The organism is Halopiger xanaduensis SH-6 (assembly GCF_000217715.1).
Taxonomy (GTDB): Archaea; Halobacteriota; Halobacteria; order Halobacteriales; family Natrialbaceae; genus Halopiger; species Halopiger xanaduensis.
Map to the genome: position 1 here is coordinate 841234 of NC_015666.1, position 18041 is coordinate 859274.

An 18041-nucleotide genomic window follows, 5' to 3' on the forward strand; every position below is an offset into this window, starting at 1 on the left:
CGCCACCTACCGGCCGGAATCGGGGACTCGAGCGGCTGATCGCTGCCGATTCGTCCCGGCGTCACGGGTCGTCGGCTCGTGATCGTATCGAACTATCGACACGACGTTGCTTGCAATCCGCGCAACGGTCCGTAGCCTTTAGGGCTCGGCCGCGCTGTGAGTCGAACGGTGAACCCCGAGCGGATCTTCGACGCGTTTCCCGCCCCGAGTTACCGCGGGAATCAGGAGCAGGCCCTCCGCGACATTCGCGACGCGTTCGCGGCCGGTAACGACGTGGTTCTCGTCCGCGCGCCGACCGGGAGCGGCAAGTCCCTGCTCGCGCGGGCCGTCGCCGGCTGCGCCCGCACCGTCGACGACGCAGAGCCCAGCGAAGCCTCCGGCGCCTACTACACGACGCCGCAGGTCTCCCAGTTGGACGACGTCGCGGCCGACGACCTGCTCGCTGATCTCAACGTGATCCGCGGGAAGTCGAACTACTCCTGTATCCTCCCGAACGAGCGCAACACGCCGGTCAATCAGGCGCCCTGCGTCCGCGAGCGGGGGTACGACTGCTCGGTCAAACATCGCTGTCCGTACTTTTCGGACCGCGCGATCGCCTCCAACCGAGAGATCGCGGCGATGACCCTCGCGTACTTCATGCAGACTGCCGGCAGCGAGGTGTTCCGCAAGCGCGACGTGGTCGTCGTCGACGAGGCCCACGGCCTCGCCGAATGGGCGGAGATGTACGCGACGATCCAACTGGGGCCGCGCACGGTGCCGTTCTGGGACGACCTGCGCGTCCCCGAGATCGACGACGTCGAGCGAGCCGTCCGCTACGCCGAGAACTTGGCGCAGACCTGCACCCGGCGCAAGGACGACCTGCTCGCGCAGGACTCGCTCTCGCCGGCGGAAGTGCGCGAGCGCGACCGCCTGCAGGAACTGATCGGCGAACTCGACTGGTTCGTCTCCGACTATCGCGATCCCCAGAGTCCGACGACCTGGCTCGTCGACCAGTCCCCGTCGAACTCGTCCTCGGGCGGCCAGGACGACGGCGACGACGAGGACCCGCAGGGCGGCCCGCTGACGATCAAGCCGATGAACCCCGAGAAGTACCTCCAGCACACCGTCTGGGACCGGGGCAACAAGTTCGCGCTGCTGTCGGCGACGATCCTCAACAAGGACGCCTTCTGCCGGCAGGTCGGCCTGACCCCCGACAAGGTCGCCCTGGTCGACGTCGGCCACACCTTCCCCGTCGAGAACCGACCGCTGTACGACGTCGCGCAGGGGAAGATGACCTACGAGCACCGCGGCGACACGACGCCGAAGATCGCCCGCACGATCGTCCGGCTCATGCAGCGCCACCCCGACGAGAAGGGGCTGATCCACGCCCACTCCTACGACATCCAGGAGCGGCTGGCCGACCTCCTGCGGGATTTCGGCGTCGGCGAGCGTATCCGCGTCCACGACCGCGACGGCCGCGACGCCGCCTTAGAGGAGTGGAAGGCCAGCAACGATCCGGACGTCTTCCTCTCGGTGAAGATGGAGGAGGCGCTCGACCTGAAGGGCGACCTCTGTCGCTGGCAGGTCCTTTGCAAGGCGCCGTTCCTCAACACCGGCGACTCGAGAGTCGCCCACCGCTTGGAGGAAGGCCAGTGGGCGTGGTACTACCGGACCGCCCTGCGGACGGTCATCCAGGCCTGCGGCCGCGTCGTTCGCGCCCCCGACGACCACGGCGCGACCTACCTCGCGGACTCGAGCCTGCTGGACCTGTTCGAGCGCGCGCGGACGGACATGCCCGACTGGTTCGAAGAACAGGTTGACCGGATGTCGACACCCGAGTTACCGGAGTTCCAGCCGCGGGCGGCGCTGTCCGGGAGCGATGGAGTGACGGGAACGCGGGGTCACGGCGGAACGTCGACCGATGACGACAGCAACGGCGGCCGCAGTCGGTCGCGATCGCGGCGTTCGGGGCGGTCTTCGTCGTCTTCGTCATCCTCGAGTCCGGTCGCTGACGTGTGGGATACCGAGGGGTAGCGCCCCGTCCTGCGGTCCTGCGGTGTGATTGACGGCGAAACGCGTCGCGGCTCGCCTAGAAGAGCGCCATCGCGGGCATCGCGATCATCGAGGTCGCCGTCAGCAGGGCGAACAGCACGGCGATGATCTTGTTTCGTTTGTTCATACGCACGGCTTGTGTTTCCAGTAGCATGTATCTCACGACCGTTCGGCTGCTCGGACCGTAATCGGCGGTGACGAGTCGTTATTCGATCCGCGTGTCGACGACCACGTGAACGACGCCCGCGCTGTGGCTCTTCACGCGGCGTTTCTCGAGCACCTCGACCGTCCGCTCCGCGTCGTCGGCCGCCGCGGAGAGCCGCTCGAGCGGGCGCTCCCAGAGCCGGTTCTCGGGCGTCGCCTCGTGGTAGTGGACGACGCCGCCGGGGACCAGCGCCTCGAACGCGTGCTCGAGGAAGTCGCGGGCCTCGTCCGATCGGGTCCCGTGGCCGTCCGCGTCGGTGCCGTCCGCGCTGCCGTAGTAGCCCATGACGACGCGGTCGGCCTCGATCTCGCCCGCCAGATCGCGGCAGTCGGTCATGTAGGCCTCGACCCGGTCGTCGACCTCGTTAAGCACGGCGTTCTCGAGCAGGTAGCGGAAGGCGGTCGGGTTGATCTCGGAGGCGGTCACCCGCGCGCCGGCCCGGGCCATCGGGAGGGTGAAGTAGCCGATGCCGGCGAACATGTCGAAGACGTGCTCGTCGGCGCCGCTGATATCTCCCATCCGCGCGCGCTCGGCCTGATTCCCGGGCGAGAACATCACTTTCGCGGGGTCGAGGCCGTACCGCGTGCCGTGTTCGGTGTGGATCGTCTCGGTGTCCCGCTCGCCCGCCAGCAGTCGCGTCCGGGGTTCGCGGTAGGTCCCCGCCTGGCCGTCGTTGGCGACGCCCTCGTCCGCGAGCACGCTGTCGGCTTCGCCGTGGAGCTCGAGCAGCGCCTCCGCCATTTCCGTCTCGTCGGGACAGTCCTCGGGGACCGTCACCAGCACGACCGAGCCGATCACGGCCCACGAACTCGGCGCCGCCTCGATCTCGCGCTCGCTCCAGCCCCGCTCGGCCAGCAGGTCCGCGAGGTCGGTCGTCCGGTAGTCGGGCTCGAGTTGCCGGACGACCTCGAGGACGCGGGTCTCGGTCGGCGGCTCGGTAACCGGCAGTGCGACCTTGTCGGGATTGTCGTCGTCGTCCGCAGGCGCCGCGTCGCGTCGGCCTCGAGCCGCACGCACCCGCCGGTCGTCGTCGTAGACGCCCTCGGCGCGCAGCGACTCGATGGCGGTTTCGGCCCGTCGCTTTTCGACGATCGCAGCCAGCGGGTCGTCCGCGCGCTCGAGGGCGTCCTCAGACATCGGTATCGGGGTCAATGTCAGTATGCGAGTACGGATCGTAGGGCTCGTCGTCCCCGTCGTCGCCGGTGTTCGGGTCCGGATCCGGGAGGATGTGCAACCCGGCCCGGCTCTTCAGCACCGGCACCGTCTCGGCCTCCGGATCGAAGTACGCCGGCCTCGAGACGGTCTTCGCTTGATAGGTCTCCGGATCGAGCACCTGCACCGCGTTCTCGTCCTCGACGGTGACGACCGTCGTCTCCACGCCGTCCTCGAGTTCGCCGAGTTTGCGCGCGTCGGGGGAGTTGCCCTCCTCGTAGCTGGCCTCGTAGCGCTCGCCGGTCGTCACGCGGGTGCCCTTGAGGTTTCCGTGGGCGCTGCGGACGAGCACGGGGCCCTCGTCGTCGTTCGCGAGGTCGATGATGTCGCCGGGGGTGTAGGGCGGCAGGCGGACGGCGAAGGTGACGCGGTAGACCTCGTTGCCGTCTTCGTCTTCCGTGACGAGGGTTTCGGCGTCGTTGACGGTGCCGCCGAACTCCTCGATCATCTTGTTGGCGATCTTCTTGCCGATCTTGTTGGTCGAAACCTTGATGTTCAGCCCGTCGTCGACCTCGCCGATCTCGGTGACGAAGGCGTTGCGGTCGCCCGTCGCCTCCATGTCGGCGACGACCCGGTGGGCGATCTCCTCGGCGCGGTCGGTCTCCTCGCCGGTCGGGGTGCGGTCCTCGGCGCGGATCTGGACGGTGCTGGCGTAGTAGTCGCCGGCGATCCGACCGCAGCGCTGGCAGGTCTGGCGGGAGATCTTGACCGGGACGGTCACTTCCTCCTCGACCGGCGTTCCGCGGACGACGCCCGTGAAGAAGCAGTGCATCCGGATCGTGTTCTCGTCGACCTGTTCGGGTTCGACCTGCCAGGCGACGTCCGCGACGTCGACGTGGACGCCCAGCGCCTCGCTGACCTTCTCGATGGCGATGTCGGTGTAATCCTGGGCGCCGATGTCGACCCACCGGTTCCCCTGGTGGACCGCACCGCACTGCGAACAGACGCGAACGTCGATCCGATCCGGCGCGTCCACGAAGTCGAAGTCCTCGAAGTAACACGCGTCGCAGAGTTCGACCTCCGCGCCGGGCCGAAGCGGGTCCGTTGCGTCGCTCGCCGATCGCTCGGGCACCGGGTCCCCGCAGCGAGGGCAGAACGCACGCGATTCACTCATCGTCCCCGTTTGGCTCCTCACGGAGTTAAACGGCGCGCTCTCCGTCCCGCTCGCTCTCGGACACGCTTTCGATTCCTTTCGCGGACCGTCTACGGTCGCGCTCGAGTCCTTGATCCGTCGATCTGCCAATCGGTCGGTTCGTCCACGCGAAACGAAGGGGTGCGCGCTGTCTGCCGTACGCCTCGATGTCAGCCACTCGTCAGACGCTTGCTAATTCGGCCGCGTCAGACGGTGCCCCGTCGTGGGGTTTCCATGCGAAACGAAGGGGTTGAGAATCACTCACTCGAAATAGTACGAAAGCCAATACGTTCGGACAGTCCTATCGGTGACACTTATTCGTCTGCGGACCGAAATTGACAGTATGCAATGGCAGGCGGACTGGGGTCTTCGAGCCCGGATGTTCCTGACGATGTTTCTGCTGTTCGCGCTGTACATCGTCTTCGCGGGCGTGATCGCCGCGTACATGGGCAGTTTCGTCGTGTTCGTCGTGCTGTTCGGCGGTATGTCCCTCGTCCAGTACTACTTCAGCGACACGCTCACCCTCCGCAGCATGGGGGCACGGACGGTATCGGCGGACGAATACCCGCAACTGCACGCCACGATCGAGCGCCTCTCCCAGCAGGCCGACCTCCCGAAGCCGAAGGTAGCGGTCGTCGACTCGCAGGTACCCAACGCCTTCGCGACCGGTCGGAACCAGAAAAACGCCGCCGTCTGCGTGACGACCGGCATCATGACCACCCTGAACGAGGAGGAACTCGAGGGCGTGCTCGCCCACGAACTCGCCCACGTGAAAAACCGGGACATGATGGTGATGACGATCGCCTCGTTCCTCTCGACGATCGCGTTCATGATCGTCCGCTGGGGCGCGTTCTTCGGCGGCGGGCACGGCCGCGGTCGGCAGGGCGGGGGCGGCATCGTCGTCGCCATTCTGGTCTCGCTGCTCGTCTGGATCATCAGCTACCTGCTGATCCGGGCGCTCTCGCGGTACCGCGAGTACGCCGCGGACCGCGGCGCGGCCGCCATCACCGGCAACCCGTCGGCGCTGGCCTCGGCGCTGATGAAAATCTCCGGCCGGATGGACAAGGTCCCGAAGGACGACATGCGCGAGGAAGCCGAGATGAACGCCTTCTTCATCATCCCGATCAAGTCCGGCGTCGTCGGCCGCCTCTTTAGCACCCACCCGCCGACCGAGAAGCGCATCGAACAACTGCGCTCCCTCGAGCGGGAAATGACGGCGATGTAGACGGTTGCGGTGGCGCGGCGACGCGCCCTTCGAAGCGCTTTTGGACCGGCCGGCGAAACCGACCCTGTAATGCCCGAGCGCGAGCAACTGATCGAAATCGCCGCCGCCGTGACCTCCGTCCTGCTGATGCTCGGTGCCATGCTCTTCATCGGCACCGCGTACGGCGGTACCAACGGGACGCTCAACCCCGACGGCGCCCAACTCCTCGTCGGCGTCATCGTCGGCTTCATTCTCCTGATGACGGCGGTCGGCGTCGGTCTCGCCTACGTATTGAACGACCCGGAAGACGGCCTCGAGAACGAGGACGACGAAGTCGACGCACAAAACACGGTCTGATCGATTTCCGCCGGGTGAACTCGGCGCCACCCTTTTCTTTGCAGTCGTCTGACAGCAGGTATGAGTAGTTCCGACACTGACGCCGACGCCGACGGCGCCGATACCGAGTCGGACCGGTCGCTGGGCCGCGACCTTGCGGTCGTCGCCGTCGTTGCACTGCTCGGCGCGTCGGTCCTCGTTCGGACCTCGACCGTCGTCGACGCGACGACGGCGGTGATCGGGTCGGTCGTCCTCGCGGGTATCGCCCTCGCACTCGTGGTTCTGTCGCGTCGATCCGCGGGCGACTCTCGGGCACCGACCCGGGGAGACGCTGACGCCGATGCCGACCCTGACGCTGACGGGACCGGCGGTGGCGACGACGGGACCGTCTGGAACGCAATCCCGCCCTGGCAGTACGACGGTCGACACGTCGAATCCGGCGGCCTCGCTCGCGGCGAGCAGACGCGAGCCCTCCAAGAAATTCAGGACGAGGCCGACGAATTGGCCGGATCGGATGACCCGCCGCGGAAGTCTTGACGGGACTCGGAGATTCGTTGACAGAAACAGCTAATCGCCGCTCGCGGCTTCGCTCTCCTCGCCGCCGTTCTCGCGCCAGTCCTCGAGGTCGTCGTCGTCCGCGTCGTCGATCCGCTCCTCGTAGTAGGCCATCGGGTGGGGGATCTGCTCGCAGAGGTCGTCCTTGTTGACGCAGTCGCCGTAGGACTGCATCGTCGCGCAGGAGGGCGGCGAGTACTCCGTCGGCGAGGTGTCGCCGCGGATGTGGTCGGTCTGGTAGCGGGTCATCTCCTCGCCGAACGACGAGTTGACGCGGTAGAGGTCGACGATCTCGTCGGTCGTCATCCCGATGCTCGTCAGGAAGGCGGTGATCGCGAACCGGGAGTGGTGGGGCAGGTGTTCGCCCTTCTGGATCTGGTCGAGCAGCGCCTTCATGCAGGGCGGGAACAGGTCGGGGACGACGGTGTCGATCTCGCGGGTGAGATCGAGGTCCGCGAGCACGTCCCGTACTGCTGCGGCCTCCTCCTCGAGCGCGTCCGCGATCGCGTCGGGGACCTCGAAGGGAAGGCCGTCGTCGATCCGGGTGCGGATCGCCTCGCGCAACAGCGTCAGGAGATCGCTTTCGTCGACCGGGACCGCGCCCCGGTCGAGCGGTTGGTTCACGAGCCGCCAGCCGTCCTCCCAGAGGTCTTCGGCCAGCGGCACGTACGTCCCGACGTCGATCCGGTACTCGCCCCCGCCGTCGGCGGTCTCCTGAACGGTCCCCTGGAGATCGAACTCCGCGAGCAGGTCCTCGAGATCCAGCCCGGTCGAGTCGACGCTCTTGAGTTCGGTCGTGTCCTCGAGATCGGCCGTGAAGCGGTCGTAGGCGGTCGCGGCCTCGGCGCGGGCGTACTTGCGCACGAGGACGCGCTCGTCGACCATCGAGACGAGCACGCGCGCGACGGGGTAGGAGAGCAGTTCGACGCGGGCGTCGCGGTGCGGTTCGCCGACCGTCCCGTCCTCGAGGGCGGCGATCACGCGCTGGCGGGCGCGGTCGACGACGGCCCCGTCCTGTTCGACGACGGTGCCGAGATCGACCGTCTCGGTCGCCACGGTCTCGCGGGCGGCTTCGAGGAACGGGTACCGGGCGTGCAGTCGCTGCATCGGTAATGTGATTTTACTGGGGCGGGATAAGCCCGCTGATTGTGGTTGTTTTCCTCGCGCCGTTCGTCCGCGGCCGCGAACGCGACGGCCGGCGTCTCTGCGACACGGCCGGTCGACGGGCTTCGGTAGGCGCTGCTTACCCTGCGCGGCTCGGCTGGCGCGCCCTCGAGAACCCCCGCCGTCGAGGGTCGATTTCAAGGGGATCCGACACGTCGAGTCGGGTATGCCACGGGCGACGCGCGACGATGTGTCGATCTACTACGAGCACGAAAAAGGTGGGGGCGACGGGGCCGCCGACCCGGTCGTCCTGCTGCAGGGACTGGGCTTCGGCCGCTGGATGTGGCGCTGGCAGCGCGAGGCGCTCCGCGACAAGTATCAGGTAATCGCGCCTGATACCCGCGGCACCGGCCGCTCGGACGCCGGGCTGCCGCCGCTGCTCCCGCGACTACCCGGTCGACTCCGGACGCCGCTGCTGTCCCGGTTCGGCTACTCGATCGAGGGGCTGGCCGCCGATCTCGAGGCCGTGCTCGAGGATGCAGGAGTGCGAAGCGCCCACATCGTCGGCGCGAGCCTGGGCGGGATGGTCGCCCAGCAGTACGCCGTCGAGTACCCGCGGGCCTCGTCGCTGACGCTGCTGTGTACGAGCCACGGCGGTCCCGACGCCGCGCCGATTCCCGAGGACGTCCGACAGCAACTGCTCGCAGGCGGCGGCGACGGCGACCGAAAGCGGCTCCGGGACTCGATGCGACCGGTCTTCTCCGAGCGGTTCACCAACCGAAACCCGCACCTCATGGACCGGATCGTCGAGTGGCGACGTGAGCAGGACGCCGGCGGCCCGGCGCGGATCGCGCAGGGCGCTGCCGTCTCGAACTTCGACGTCGCCGATCGACTGGCGTCCGTCCGCGTGCCGACGCTGATCATGCACGGAACCGACGACCGCGTGGTCCCGCCCGCGAACGCGCGGCTGCTCGCCGAGCGGATTCCAGACGCGGAACTCGAGCACGTCGACGGCGGCTCGCACTGTTTCTTCGTCGAACGCGACGACCGAGTGAACGAGTCGCTGCTGTCGTTTCTGGCAGAACAGGAGAGATAAGGCGGAGTAGGGCCGCGTGCGTCCAGTTACTCGAGGGCGCGATTCAGGCGATCGAGGCCGCCGCCGCGCTCGCGTCTTCGATCTGAATTCGGCCGTCCGTTCGGACGCCGACGTCGAACCCCTCGTAGGTGAATCGGAGTTCGTGCGTCCCGGCGTCGTCGGCCCGTCGCGCGTGTGCGACGAGCGCGTTGAGCGCGTCCGGATCGACGGCGTCGTACAGCGGGGAGAGGGACGCGGGATCGTCGTCGACGAGGGCCGCGATCGCGGTCACGATCGCCTCGCTCGCGCGTTCGCCGGCGTCGGGATCGAACGTCGCAACGTACCGCAGCGCGTCTTCGGAATCGTCAACGGAGGGCATGTCCCCTCCTATTCCGGGCGGCCCGGTAGGTATGCTCCTTACTATGTAGTATTTTTAAGTCATAATCGGTAGCCAGCGAGGCTCGGCAGCTATTTACGGCTCGTCAGTGCCGTTCCGCCGAGAGCTGCTCGCTGGGTCGATCGAAACCGAACAGTCCGGCCAGCAGGTTCCGGTGGCCGCGGCGGAGCCGGCCGGCGAGCGACTGGCGCGTGATCCCGACCCCGGCCGCGAGGTCCTCGAGCGTCGCCCGCCGCGGCTCGTCGAAGTAGCCCCGCTCGTACGCGAGTTCGAGCGCCTCGAGCTGGGCCGGGCTCGCGCCGCGGATCCAGACGTAGGGACACAGCGACCCCGTCGTCGGAACGATCCGATCGAGTTCGATCGCGACGTCCGGCAGCGACGCGAACAGCGCGCCGAGCGGGAACTCGTCGCCGTCGACGGTGAACTCGACGAGCGTTGCCATTACCCACGGCAACGACGATGGCGCTGATAAAACCGAAGGGACGTTTCAGGAAGCGGCCGCTGGCGGCCGAAACTCGCAACAGCGAGAAGCGAAACAGGATATCCGGTCGACGGCGGGGATCGAGAACGACAGCGGTCGCGTCGTTAGTCGCTCTGGATGCGCGGCGCGAGCATATAGGTGACCTGGCCCTGCCCCTCCGCGAAGCCGAAGAACATCTTGACGGGGAACTCCTCGCCGAGGTGCAGCGTTACCTCGGCGTCCGAGGGAATCGCCTTGTTCATGTCCTTCAGGTAGTCCAGCGAGAACAGCGAGTGGGCCGGGCCGGCCTGCAGGTCGATCAGGTCCTCGCGGGTAAGCTCGAGGTGGACGTCGTCGGTGTCGCCCTCCGCGTCGACGTAGAAGAACTCCTCGCCCTCGTTGACGCCGAGCGCAATGTGGTCGCTGACCATATCGGCGGCGGTGACCGAGCGGTTGACGTCCTTGCCCTCGAGGACGACCTCGGCGGGGAGGTCGAGGTCCGGAATGTCGGGTTCCTGGCGGATCGAATCGGGGTCGATCAGCGCGAGCGTGTACTCGAGCCCGTCGATCTGGATGTGGAGTTTGCGGGTTTCCTCGTCGAGTTCGAGCTGGATGAGCTGGCCGGATTCGGCCATCCCCGCGATGTCCTCGAGCCGCGAGAGGTCGACGCCGATCAGCCCGCCGTCGGCTTCGTACGATTCGAACGCAGCCGCGTCGAGCGAGAGGTCGACCATCCCGACGTTGGCGGGATCGACGGCTCGAATTTCGAGCCCGTCTTCCTCGAGGTGGATCTTGCACTCGTCGACCAGCACGCTCACCGAATCGAGCGCGCTGGTGAGCGTTTCCGCGCTCACGATGGCCTTGAACATATAGGACGGGCTACGGACGGTTGCCATAAAAAGCCACCCTTTACGCGCGGGCGTGTGGTGTTCGGTGACGCTTCGAGCCGTAACGAGTCAGTACTCGTCGCGCAGTCGGTTCTCCTCGTCGGCGGCCTCGCCGATCACGTTTCGCCGTCCGCCGCTCAACGGAAAAACTGCCGGCCCAGGTTTCGCAACCACGGACCGTTCGGGAGCCGTCGCCGCTCGAGTCGCCGTCCCCGCCTTCGAGCGCCACCGCGTCAGGATTCGATCTTCTCGACGATCTCTTCGGCCTGCTCCTCGGCTTTGTCCTCGCCGACGTGCTTCTCGATGAGGACGCTGGTCACCTCCCAGTCGTCGCCACCCTCGACCTTGCCGGTGCGGACCTCGCTGCCCGCCGAGACCGACTCGGCCGGGTCGTCCGCCCAGTCGGGCGTCCGGATCTCGTCGTACCGATCCGGGTCGCGAAACCGAACGTGAATGTAGTCGTCCTCGGTCTCGACTTTGTTAACGTCTGGTGTGCCGGCCATACCGGTACTGCGACCGCTACGAGCCTAACGATCGCCCCTGAATGCGCACGCTCGGCCGTTTCAAGCGCGCCTCTCCCATCCTCGGAGCAGTGCCGGCGTCAGCGGACGATCGTCACCGGCACCGGCGCGCGCCGCGCGACGGTCTCCGCCACGCTGCCGAGCAGGACGCGGCTCGCGCCGGTCCGGCCGTGACTGCCGATCACGATCCGGTCGACGCCGTGCTCGTCGGCGTACTCGACGACCGCGTCCGCGACGGCGCCGACCACCTGATCCGTCTCGATCGACGTGCCGTACTCCCGGGCTCTCTCCTCGGCGTCGTCGAGGATCTGTTCCGAAAACTCCTGTTGCTGGAGGCGGAAGTCGCCGTAGTCTTCGGCCGACTCCATCTCGAGCGTCGGCGAGTCCCGGAGATCCGCCGGATCGATGACGTGTAACGCCGTAATCCGCGCGTCGTGCTGGTCCTCGAGTGCGAACTCGAGGGCGGCGTCGGACGGGTCCGAGTCATCTACTGGAACGAGAACGTGTGTGGCCATACCCGCCGTTGGACGGCCGGCGACAAAAGGGTCCGCTCGCGACTGCAGCAGTCGCCACTGCTACCCCGTCGTGGCGGCCGGCACGAGTCGCCGTCTGCGATGCGTACGCAAGGAAACGGTGTTTTCCGCCGCTGCTGTAGCGCAGTACATGAGCGACGGCGACGCCAACCCCGACGAGGCGACCGACCGGGAGTTCGAAACGGAGTTCGCCGACGTCCTCGAGGCCATCCCGGACGAACACTTCGATCGCGACCAGTTCGTCCCCGGCGTCGGGCCCCTGTCGGCCGACGTGATGCTCGTCGGCGAAGCCCCCGGCGGGCAGGAAGTGAAACGGGGCGAGCCGTTCGTCGGTCGGGCCGGCAAACAGCTGGATCGCGCCCTCGAGTCGATCGGCTACGATCGCCGCGACTGCTACGTTACGAACCTCGTCAAGGTCCGGCCGCCGGAGAACCGCGATCCCCACGTCGACGAGATCGAGGCCTGGCGGCCGGTTCTCGAGGCGGAAATCGAGCGCGTCGATCCGACGGTCCTCGTCCCGATGGGGAGCTTCGCGACCGCCGAGATTCTGGACACCGACGAGACGATCACCGATCTGCACGGGCGGGAATTTGAACGGAACGGGCGGCTCGTCATCCCGTCGTTCCACCCCGCGGCCGCGCTGTACGATCGAAGCAAGGTCGACGCGATCGAGTCGGATCTCGAGACGGCGCTCGAGCGGGCGTAGCCGAGCGCGTGTCGCGTCGCGTCAGCCCGGCGTGTCTGCCCGGAGCGTCAGCTGCGGATCGTCAAAATACCGTCGTTGACCGTCACCTCCGTCGCGTCGGCTGGGACCTCGAACTCGAACTGGTCGTCACCCACGACGACGATCGCCGTGTTCTCGGTGACGTCGAGCGTCGGCTCGCCGCTGCTGGGCCCGAAATCGACGGCGATGACCTGTTCGTCCTCGTACTCGCGCGTGGTGATTTTCGCGTCCTCTTTCCGTCCCGCGGCGGCTTCCAGCTCGGGTGGTGTTTCCATGGTCGACCGGTCGGGGCCACCGCCCGTAAGGGGTGTGCACGAAGCTGCCGCGTCCGGTTTTGTTGCGGTCGCGTCTCCCGTTTCGACCGCGGCGCCGTTTCAGCAAGTCTTTCCGCGTCTAGCCCGTACCGCTCGACGAACACGATCGCCTCCTCGATCCGTCGGCCGACTTCGGCCCGACCGCCTCGAGGGGCGCGGATCCGAACCCGACCATGACAGGACGCGACCACTACTACAACAAGTCGAAACAGGAAGGCTACCGCAGCCGGGCGGCCTACAAGCTCAAACAGTTAGACGACCTCGAGAACGTCATCGACCGCGGGGACGCGGTCGTCGACCTCGGCGCCGCGCCCGGCGGCTGGCTGCAGGTCGCCGCCGAGAAGGTCGGCCCCGAGGGACGGGTCGTCGGCGTCGACCTCCAGCGGATCAAGCCGTTCGACGACGACATCAACGAGCGCGTCGAGACGATCCGCGGCGACATGACCGAGGAGCGCACGCGCGACCGCGTCATCGACGCCGCCGAGGGGAAGGTCGACGCCGTCGTCTCGGACATGGCGCCCAACATGTCCGGCGAGTACTCGCTCGATCAGGCCCGCTCGCTGCACCTCGCGCGCCAGGCCTTCGAGACCGCTCTCGAGTTGCTCGACACCGGCGGCGACTTCGTCGTGAAGGTGTTCGAGGGGCCCGACGTCGACGACTTCCGGGCCGACGTCGAGGAGGAGTTCCAGTACGTCCGCGCGACCAGCCCGAAGGCTTCCCGCGACGAATCCTCGGAGGTGTACTTCATCGCGAAGGGCCGACTCACCGCACCCGTCCGGCCGGGCGACGAACTCGAGGTCGAGATCACCGACGTCGGCAACGAGGGCGACGGCATCGCCTCGGTCGAGGGCTACCGGCTGTTCGTCCCCGCGACGGAGGAGGGCGAGACTGTCGAGGTGCGCATCGACGACGTCAAGCCGAACTTCGGGTTCGCCCAGCGGATCGATCGGGACTGAGTCGCGGCCTTTCCGTTTCCTGCTCACGCTCTTCTCGAGCGCGTAGAATCTCTCCAGCGTAGCGTGTACGCCGTCGCGTCGGATCCTTCGACTCCTCGACGGTTCAGTGCGGTACCGCTCGCGACTGTCGACTCCGCCCCGTTAGGCGTCGTCCTCCTCGAGCCGATCGTGGCGCTCGTCGATCTCGTCCATGATATCGAGCGTCTTCCGAATCGAGGCGCGGATCGCGTCGCTGCGGTTGACGAATTTCCCGTCGTCGCCGACGTGGTCGTCCAGATCGTCGAGCAGTTCTTGCGGGATTTCGACGCTGATCTTCGGCATCAGTGTGCGTACGGTTTGCAGGGAGGTCCCTTAAGCCGTCGGAGTCGGTGACGCGCTCGAGGGCTCGAGGGGATCGAAACGGAACCGAAACCGCTCACTCGGCGACCGCGCCGTCAGCGTCGGCTTCCGGCTCGGCCGGCGCGCCGCCGCGACCGCCGCCGAAGAGGCGACCGCCCGCGGTGAGCACGTAGAGGACGGCCAGCCCGAGCAGGTAGGTGAGCGCGATCGGGATCGCCAGCAGCAGCATCGTCAGAATGCCCTTCGGGCTGGCGAAGGCCGCGATCGCGAAGACCCCGACGACGGCCGGCCGCCAGCGCTCGAGCATCGTGCGGTAGCTGACGATGCCGCCGATGTGGAACAGCGCCATCGTGACGACGACGTTAAAGAGGAATCCCACGCCCAGCGTCGTGTAGATCACGAGCCAGGAGAAGCTGTTGATCCGGTAGGAGACCTCCATCCCGTTGGCCAGCGCGTCGGTGATCAGGTAGGAGATCACGGCCGGCGCGATCCAGTAGAACCCGAGGAAAATCCCGAGTCCGAAGCCGGCGAACAGCGCGAGCCCCCAGACGAGGAAGATCCGGGAGTCGCCGGTGACGAGCCCGCGTTCCTTGGCGGCCGGCCAGCCCCAGTAGCAGATCAGCGGCAACACGGAGACGAACCCGAGGATCGTACTCACCTTCACCATGAAGATGAGCACTTCCACGGGCTCGAGCGCGACGACTAAGCCGAGGTCCTGGAGCAACTGGATCGTCGCCTCGGTCGTCATGTCCTCGGTGAGGTAGGCTTCGTTGCCGTCGGCGACCTCCGCGAGCGCCTCGTTGGGGACCCGATCGACGAACTGTGCGAGGATGATGCCGAAGCCACCCTGGTAGAGCGCGAGGAAGGTGCCGCCGAGGACGGCCATGAAGACGCCGACGATGTAGATCGTCTTGGAGGTGAGGCTGTCGACGATGAACGCGAGGTCGTAGGCGTAGCCGCCGACGTCGTCCTCGGTGGTCTCGTCCTCGGTGAAGGGATCGAGCATCCCCGCAGCGGTGCTCGCGACGACGCTTTCCTCTTCTTCCTCGCCGGCGCTGCTGCCGGCGGCGTCGGGCCTGTTGGCTGCCACGCCGTCGCCGTCGCCCGAGTCGCTGCCGTCGTCGTCGTCTGCCTGTGCCTGAAGCGTATCGAACCGGTTGAGGATCGCCTCGGCCTTGTCCCGGTTGTCGTCGTACATCGCCTGCCGGGAGTACTCGAGGGCTTCCTCCTCCTCCATCGAGAGGAATACCTGCGCCGGGACGTCCTCGACGTCCCCGGCCGCGAGCGTCTCGAAGTCGATCTCGTCCGGGTCGTCCGCGGTCCGGATATCGTCCTCTCGGGGGTAGACCGGCGACTGCAGCACCTTTATCGTGTACCCGATGAGGGCGACGAGGCCGACGACGGCCGCGATGACCAGCCCGATGGCGGCGTCGCCGAGCAGGCCGTACTCGGCCGAGAGCGACTCGAGGCCGCCGAGCGTGAGCCCGTCAGGGCGGATCCCGGACGGCAGCAGGGGGAGCAGCGCTTCTTCGGTCCGGTCGAGTCCGTTCTGATTGATGACGACGGTCGTGCCGACGGCGACGGCCGCCAGCGCGCCGACGAACTGGAGCACGCGCCGTTTCACGAGGCCAACCCCGGTGTCGAGTTCGGCCGCGCCGCGGCGACGGATGTTGGTGACGACCTTCGAGAGGCCGAGGCTGAAGACGTAGAGCGCGAACAGCGGCAGCGCCCACATGACCAGCGTGAACGGGTCCGGCGGCGAGAACATCGCGCCGAAGACCGTGATGGCGATGATCGCGTGGCGCCACTTGTCGCGGAAGGTCTCGTAGGAGACGATCTCGGTGTACGCGAGGGCGCTCATCGCCAGCGGAAGCTGCGCCGCGAGACCGAACGAAAGGGTCAACAGGACGGTAAACTGCGTGAACTCGGTGATCCCCCAGTGGGGGTTGACGCCGGCCTCGTAGGAGATCGTCGCGAGGAAATCGAAGGCGAAGGGGAAGAAGACGCCGTAGGCGTAGCCGACGCCGACGCAGAACAGGGTTATCGAGATCAGCCCGAGGGCGGCGGCGTACCACTTCGAGACGGGGACGACCGAATGGACGCCCCGCTCGCGAAGCGCGTCTCGAGAGAAGTACAGCAGCGCAGGGATTGCGAGGATAACTCCGATGAGCATCCCGATCTTCGCTTGCAGGAGGATCACTTCGAACGGCGTTCGAGTGATGATGTCGGTCGCCTGGCCGATCTCTTGACTCATCTCGGCCTTCGCCGTCGCCTTGAGGAAGTCCCAGACGAAGACCCGCAGGGCGTAGAACGAGCCGATGAAGCCGATAACGAAGACGATAAACACCTTCTGAAGGTGCGTCTGGGCGCTCGAGAGCAGTGCGCCGAGGGTTTCCCGCCCGCTATTGATCGCTCGGGCGGTGTCCTCGTCGACGGCAGAACTCATTGTCCGTGGGTAACTTACATCCAGTTATCAACCTTTCGAGTCCTCGAGTCGAAAGCGGCCGTTGACGGCGATTCGCGAGTCGGCCGATGTCGGTCCGATCGGTTCGCGGCGGTCGCTCGAAGTGGCCGTAAGAAAAAGGCCTATAACCGGCGGCCTATCTATATCCCGATAGATGTCGGACGAGTCGGCAGCCGACGGAAGCGCGGATTCCGTCGCATCCGGTTTCCGCGCTCGGACTCGCAGGCGCCGCGACGAGCGATTGCTCCCCGACGGCGGGTCGACTCCGCCCGAAGACGAGGGCGCGGATTCGGGTTCAGGTTCGGATTCGGAGTCGAGTTCGAGCGCGAACGCGGACTCAGACTCGGACTCGAACTCGAGCGCTGCGACCGCGAACGACGACGACGAGACCGAAACGCCGCCGGTCGAAACCGACGGCGAAGGCGTCGTCAACCCCGAATCCGGTGCCGGCGCCGGCGAGTCCTACCCCGACCCCGAGTATCCGGATCCCGACGACGAGGATCTCGACGGCCTCGAGACGCCGCCGGACGACGAGGAGATGCCGCTGGCCGATCACATCGAGGAGATGATCCTCCGGCTGGCGGTCGTCCTGCTGTTCGGGACGGCCGGGACGGCGATCGGGTTGCTGTTCGCGTCCGACGCGATCAGCTACATTTGGACCGACGTCTTCCCCGCCGCGGCCGAGGAGGTGCCGCCGCCGCACGTCTACCATCCGCTCGAGCTGTGGCTGACCCGGATCAAGCTCTCGGCGCTTTTGGGGATCATGGTCGCACTGCCGACGTTCGTCTACGAGTGTTACCTGTTCATGCGACCGGGGCTGTACCCCCACGAGCGCAAGTACTACCTCGCGGCGGTCCCGACGAGCGTCGTGCTCGCGGGCATCGGGATGGTCTTTTCCTACGTGCTGGTGTTGCCCGTCCTCTTCCAGTATTTCACGTACTACGCCGAGGGGAGCGCCGCTATCGCGTACGCCCTTGGCGACACGTTCGACCTGATTATCACGCTGACCGGCTTCCTCGCGATCGTCTTCCAGATTCCGCTGTTCATCATGCTGGCGATCATGATGGGCGTAACGACTCGCCGGTGGCTCGCCCAGAAGCGGCTGTACTTCTGGGCCGCGTTCCTCGGCCTTTCGTTCATGTTCACGTTCGACCCCTCGGGGATGGCGCCGATCCTCGTCGCGATCGTCATGGTCGCGCTGTTCGAGGGCACGCTGCTGATCCTGAAGTGGGTCGGCACGGAGTGACCGCGGGTCGGATTCGGGTCTGAGTTCGGTTCGGTCTCGTTCTTCTTCGCTGCTTTTCCGCGCTTCGTTCGGATCGACCAGCGGCCGCGCCCCGTACGGTCAATGCTGGACTCGATAACCGTGGGATTTGCTCCCGGTTCAGACACCGTCCGTCCGCCGATTCTCGAGTCGAGATGAATGCTATCATGGATCACGGAATCTCGTGGACGGACGTCCGATCCGGATACACCAACCCGTGATTTTACGGCCTTATATTGTTCCGAGGTGTTCGTATATTATCGGAAGCTCTTATTCTATGGCCCATTAGTTCGATATTGTAAACGATTATCGTTTAGTAGTTGTGTAT

General features: G+C 66.6%; 19 protein-coding genes. 8 read left to right on the plus strand and 11 right to left on the minus strand.

Annotation, left to right across the window (positions count from 1 at the left end):
- The first annotated feature begins 168 nt into the window (after positions 1-168).
- Positions 169-2013: a helicase C-terminal domain-containing protein gene (locus tag HALXA_RS04140; RefSeq protein ID WP_013879059.1), complete on the plus strand. Its 1845-nt coding sequence runs from the start codon at positions 169-171 to the stop codon at positions 2011-2013.
- Positions 2014-2236: 223 nt separating this feature from the next.
- Here the strand turns inward: HALXA_RS04140 and HALXA_RS04145 are convergent, their stop codons facing one another.
- Entirely contained in the window at positions 2237-3373 is a 1137-nt protein-coding gene (locus tag HALXA_RS04145; protein WP_013879061.1) for a class I SAM-dependent methyltransferase, read from the minus strand.
- Positions 3366-4562 carry a 60S ribosomal export protein NMD3 gene (locus HALXA_RS04150; RefSeq protein ID WP_013879062.1) on the minus strand — a complete coding sequence of 399 codons (1197 nt, stop codon included), beginning with the start codon at positions 4560-4562 and terminating at the stop codon, positions 3366-3368. The genes HALXA_RS04145 and HALXA_RS04150 overlap by 8 nt, the downstream gene beginning before the upstream one ends.
- A 361-nt stretch (positions 4563-4923) precedes the next feature.
- Between HALXA_RS04150 and htpX the strand changes: the two genes are divergently transcribed.
- The 3 genes from htpX (at position 4924) to HALXA_RS04165 (ending at position 6657) form a co-directional block, all read left to right on the plus strand.
- Positions 4924-5805: a zinc metalloprotease HtpX gene (htpX, locus tag HALXA_RS04155; protein WP_013879063.1), complete on the plus strand. Its 882-nt coding sequence runs from the start codon at positions 4924-4926 to the stop codon at positions 5803-5805.
- A 69-nt stretch (positions 5806-5874) separates the two neighbouring features.
- Positions 5875-6141: a DUF7472 family protein gene (locus HALXA_RS04160; protein ID WP_013879064.1), complete on the plus strand. Its 267-nt coding sequence runs from the start codon at positions 5875-5877 to the stop codon at positions 6139-6141.
- A gap of 60 nt (positions 6142-6201) precedes the next feature.
- Positions 6202-6657 (plus strand): hypothetical protein, encoded by a 456-nt coding sequence (locus HALXA_RS04165; RefSeq protein WP_013879065.1) that lies wholly within the window; start codon positions 6202-6204, stop codon positions 6655-6657.
- A gap of 30 nt (positions 6658-6687) precedes the next feature.
- On the opposite strand, the gene priL is transcribed toward HALXA_RS04165, so the two are convergent.
- On the minus strand, positions 6688-7782 hold the full coding sequence (gene priL, locus HALXA_RS04170; RefSeq protein ID WP_013879066.1) for a DNA primase regulatory subunit PriL: 1095 nt from the start codon (positions 7780-7782) through the stop codon (positions 6688-6690).
- 223 nt (positions 7783-8005) lie between these two features.
- Between priL and HALXA_RS04175 the strand changes: the two genes are divergently transcribed.
- On the plus strand, positions 8006-8875 hold the full coding sequence (locus tag HALXA_RS04175) for an alpha/beta fold hydrolase (protein WP_013879067.1): 870 nt from the start codon (positions 8006-8008) through the stop codon (positions 8873-8875).
- Between the two features lie 43 nt (positions 8876-8918).
- Here HALXA_RS04175 and HALXA_RS04180 read toward each other — a convergent pair whose 3' ends face one another.
- The 5 genes from HALXA_RS04180 to HALXA_RS04200 form a co-directional block, all read right to left on the minus strand.
- Positions 8919-9233 carry a HalOD1 output domain-containing protein gene (locus HALXA_RS04180; protein ID WP_013879068.1) on the minus strand — a complete coding sequence of 105 codons (315 nt, stop codon included), beginning with the start codon at positions 9231-9233 and terminating at the stop codon, positions 8919-8921.
- A gap of 103 nt (positions 9234-9336) precedes the next feature.
- Entirely contained in the window at positions 9337-9693 is a 357-nt protein-coding gene (locus tag HALXA_RS04185) for a helix-turn-helix domain-containing protein (protein WP_013879069.1), read from the minus strand.
- A gap of 143 nt (positions 9694-9836) precedes the next feature.
- A complete protein-coding gene (locus HALXA_RS04190) occupies positions 9837-10580 on the minus strand; it encodes a DNA polymerase sliding clamp (protein ID WP_013879070.1) in 744 nt (247 codons plus the stop codon).
- A 251-nt stretch (positions 10581-10831) separates the two neighbouring features.
- Positions 10832-11101 carry a hypothetical protein gene (locus HALXA_RS04195; RefSeq protein WP_013879071.1) on the minus strand — a complete coding sequence of 90 codons (270 nt, stop codon included), beginning with the start codon at positions 11099-11101 and terminating at the stop codon, positions 10832-10834.
- A gap of 98 nt (positions 11102-11199) precedes the next feature.
- Positions 11200-11634: a universal stress protein gene (locus HALXA_RS04200; RefSeq protein WP_013879072.1), complete on the minus strand. Its 435-nt coding sequence runs from the start codon at positions 11632-11634 to the stop codon at positions 11200-11202.
- A gap of 148 nt (positions 11635-11782) precedes the next feature.
- Between HALXA_RS04200 and HALXA_RS04205 the strand changes: the two genes are divergently transcribed.
- The gene (locus HALXA_RS04205) at positions 11783-12358 is read left to right on the plus strand and encodes a uracil-DNA glycosylase (protein ID WP_013879073.1); all 576 of its coding nucleotides are present in this window, start codon (positions 11783-11785) and stop codon (positions 12356-12358) included.
- Positions 12359-12405: 47 nt separating this feature from the next.
- Here the strand turns inward: HALXA_RS04205 and HALXA_RS04210 are convergent, their stop codons facing one another.
- The gene (locus tag HALXA_RS04210) at positions 12406-12651 is read right to left on the minus strand and encodes a DUF7127 family protein (protein WP_013879074.1); all 246 of its coding nucleotides are present in this window, start codon (positions 12649-12651) and stop codon (positions 12406-12408) included.
- Positions 12652-12863: 212 nt separating this feature from the next.
- On the opposite strand from HALXA_RS04210, the gene HALXA_RS04215 reads away from it, so the two are divergent.
- Complete coding sequence (locus HALXA_RS04215) at positions 12864-13646, plus strand: 23S rRNA (uridine(2552)-2'-O)-methyltransferase (protein ID WP_013879075.1); 783 nt, start codon at positions 12864-12866, stop codon at positions 13644-13646.
- A gap of 141 nt (positions 13647-13787) precedes the next feature.
- Here HALXA_RS04215 and HALXA_RS04220 read toward each other — a convergent pair whose 3' ends face one another.
- On the minus strand, positions 13788-13967 hold the full coding sequence (locus HALXA_RS04220) for a ribbon-helix-helix protein, CopG family (protein ID WP_013879076.1): 180 nt from the start codon (positions 13965-13967) through the stop codon (positions 13788-13790).
- Between the two features lie 94 nt (positions 13968-14061).
- Positions 14062-16431 carry a twin-arginine translocase subunit TatC gene (locus HALXA_RS04225; RefSeq protein WP_013879077.1) on the minus strand — a complete coding sequence of 790 codons (2370 nt, stop codon included), beginning with the start codon at positions 16429-16431 and terminating at the stop codon, positions 14062-14064.
- Between the two features lie 172 nt (positions 16432-16603).
- Between HALXA_RS04225 and tatC the strand changes: the two genes are divergently transcribed.
- Positions 16604-17695, plus strand: a complete 1092-nt coding sequence (tatC, locus tag HALXA_RS04230; RefSeq protein WP_013879078.1) for a twin-arginine translocase subunit TatC — start codon at positions 16604-16606, stop codon at positions 17693-17695.
- Positions 17696-18041 lie beyond the last annotated feature (346 nt).

What these genes read in the sequence shown, in the direction of transcription:
- HALXA_RS04160 (WP_013879064.1), top strand. Translation starts at nt 5,875, where the DNA reads ATGCCCGAGCGCGAGCAACTGATCGAAATCGCCGCCGCCGTGACCTCC.
- HALXA_RS04150 (WP_013879062.1), bottom strand. Translation starts at nt 4,562, where the DNA reads ATGAGTGAATCGCGTGCGTTCTGCCCTCGCTGCGGGGACCCGGTGCCC.
- htpX (WP_013879063.1), top strand. Translation starts at nt 4,924, where the DNA reads ATGCAATGGCAGGCGGACTGGGGTCTTCGAGCCCGGATGTTCCTGACG.
- HALXA_RS04220 (WP_013879076.1), bottom strand. Translation starts at nt 13,967, where the DNA reads ATGCCGAAGATCAGCGTCGAAATCCCGCAAGAACTGCTCGACGATCTG.
- HALXA_RS04225 (WP_013879077.1), bottom strand. Translation starts at nt 16,431, where the DNA reads ATGAGTTCTGCCGTCGACGAGGACACCGCCCGAGCGATCAATAGCGGG.
- HALXA_RS04215 (WP_013879075.1), top strand. Translation starts at nt 12,864, where the DNA reads ATGACAGGACGCGACCACTACTACAACAAGTCGAAACAGGAAGGCTAC.
- HALXA_RS04205 (WP_013879073.1), top strand. Translation starts at nt 11,783, where the DNA reads ATGAGCGACGGCGACGCCAACCCCGACGAGGCGACCGACCGGGAGTTC.
- HALXA_RS04145 (WP_013879061.1), bottom strand. Translation starts at nt 3,373, where the DNA reads ATGTCTGAGGACGCCCTCGAGCGCGCGGACGACCCGCTGGCTGCGATC.
- HALXA_RS04190 (WP_013879070.1), bottom strand. Translation starts at nt 10,580, where the DNA reads ATGTTCAAGGCCATCGTGAGCGCGGAAACGCTCACCAGCGCGCTCGAT.
- HALXA_RS04210 (WP_013879074.1), bottom strand. Translation starts at nt 12,651, where the DNA reads ATGGAAACACCACCCGAGCTGGAAGCCGCCGCGGGACGGAAAGAGGAC.
- HALXA_RS04180 (WP_013879068.1), bottom strand. Translation starts at nt 9,233, where the DNA reads ATGCCCTCCGTTGACGATTCCGAAGACGCGCTGCGGTACGTTGCGACG.
- HALXA_RS04195 (WP_013879071.1), bottom strand. Translation starts at nt 11,101, where the DNA reads ATGGCCGGCACACCAGACGTTAACAAAGTCGAGACCGAGGACGACTAC.
- HALXA_RS04165 (WP_013879065.1), top strand. Translation starts at nt 6,202, where the DNA reads ATGAGTAGTTCCGACACTGACGCCGACGCCGACGGCGCCGATACCGAG.
- HALXA_RS04200 (WP_013879072.1), bottom strand. Translation starts at nt 11,634, where the DNA reads ATGGCCACACACGTTCTCGTTCCAGTAGATGACTCGGACCCGTCCGAC.
- HALXA_RS04175 (WP_013879067.1), top strand. Translation starts at nt 8,006, where the DNA reads ATGCCACGGGCGACGCGCGACGATGTGTCGATCTACTACGAGCACGAA.
- tatC (WP_013879078.1), top strand. Translation starts at nt 16,604, where the DNA reads ATGTCGGACGAGTCGGCAGCCGACGGAAGCGCGGATTCCGTCGCATCC.
- priL (WP_013879066.1), bottom strand. Translation starts at nt 7,782, where the DNA reads ATGCAGCGACTGCACGCCCGGTACCCGTTCCTCGAAGCCGCCCGCGAG.
- HALXA_RS04185 (WP_013879069.1), bottom strand. Translation starts at nt 9,693, where the DNA reads ATGGCAACGCTCGTCGAGTTCACCGTCGACGGCGACGAGTTCCCGCTC.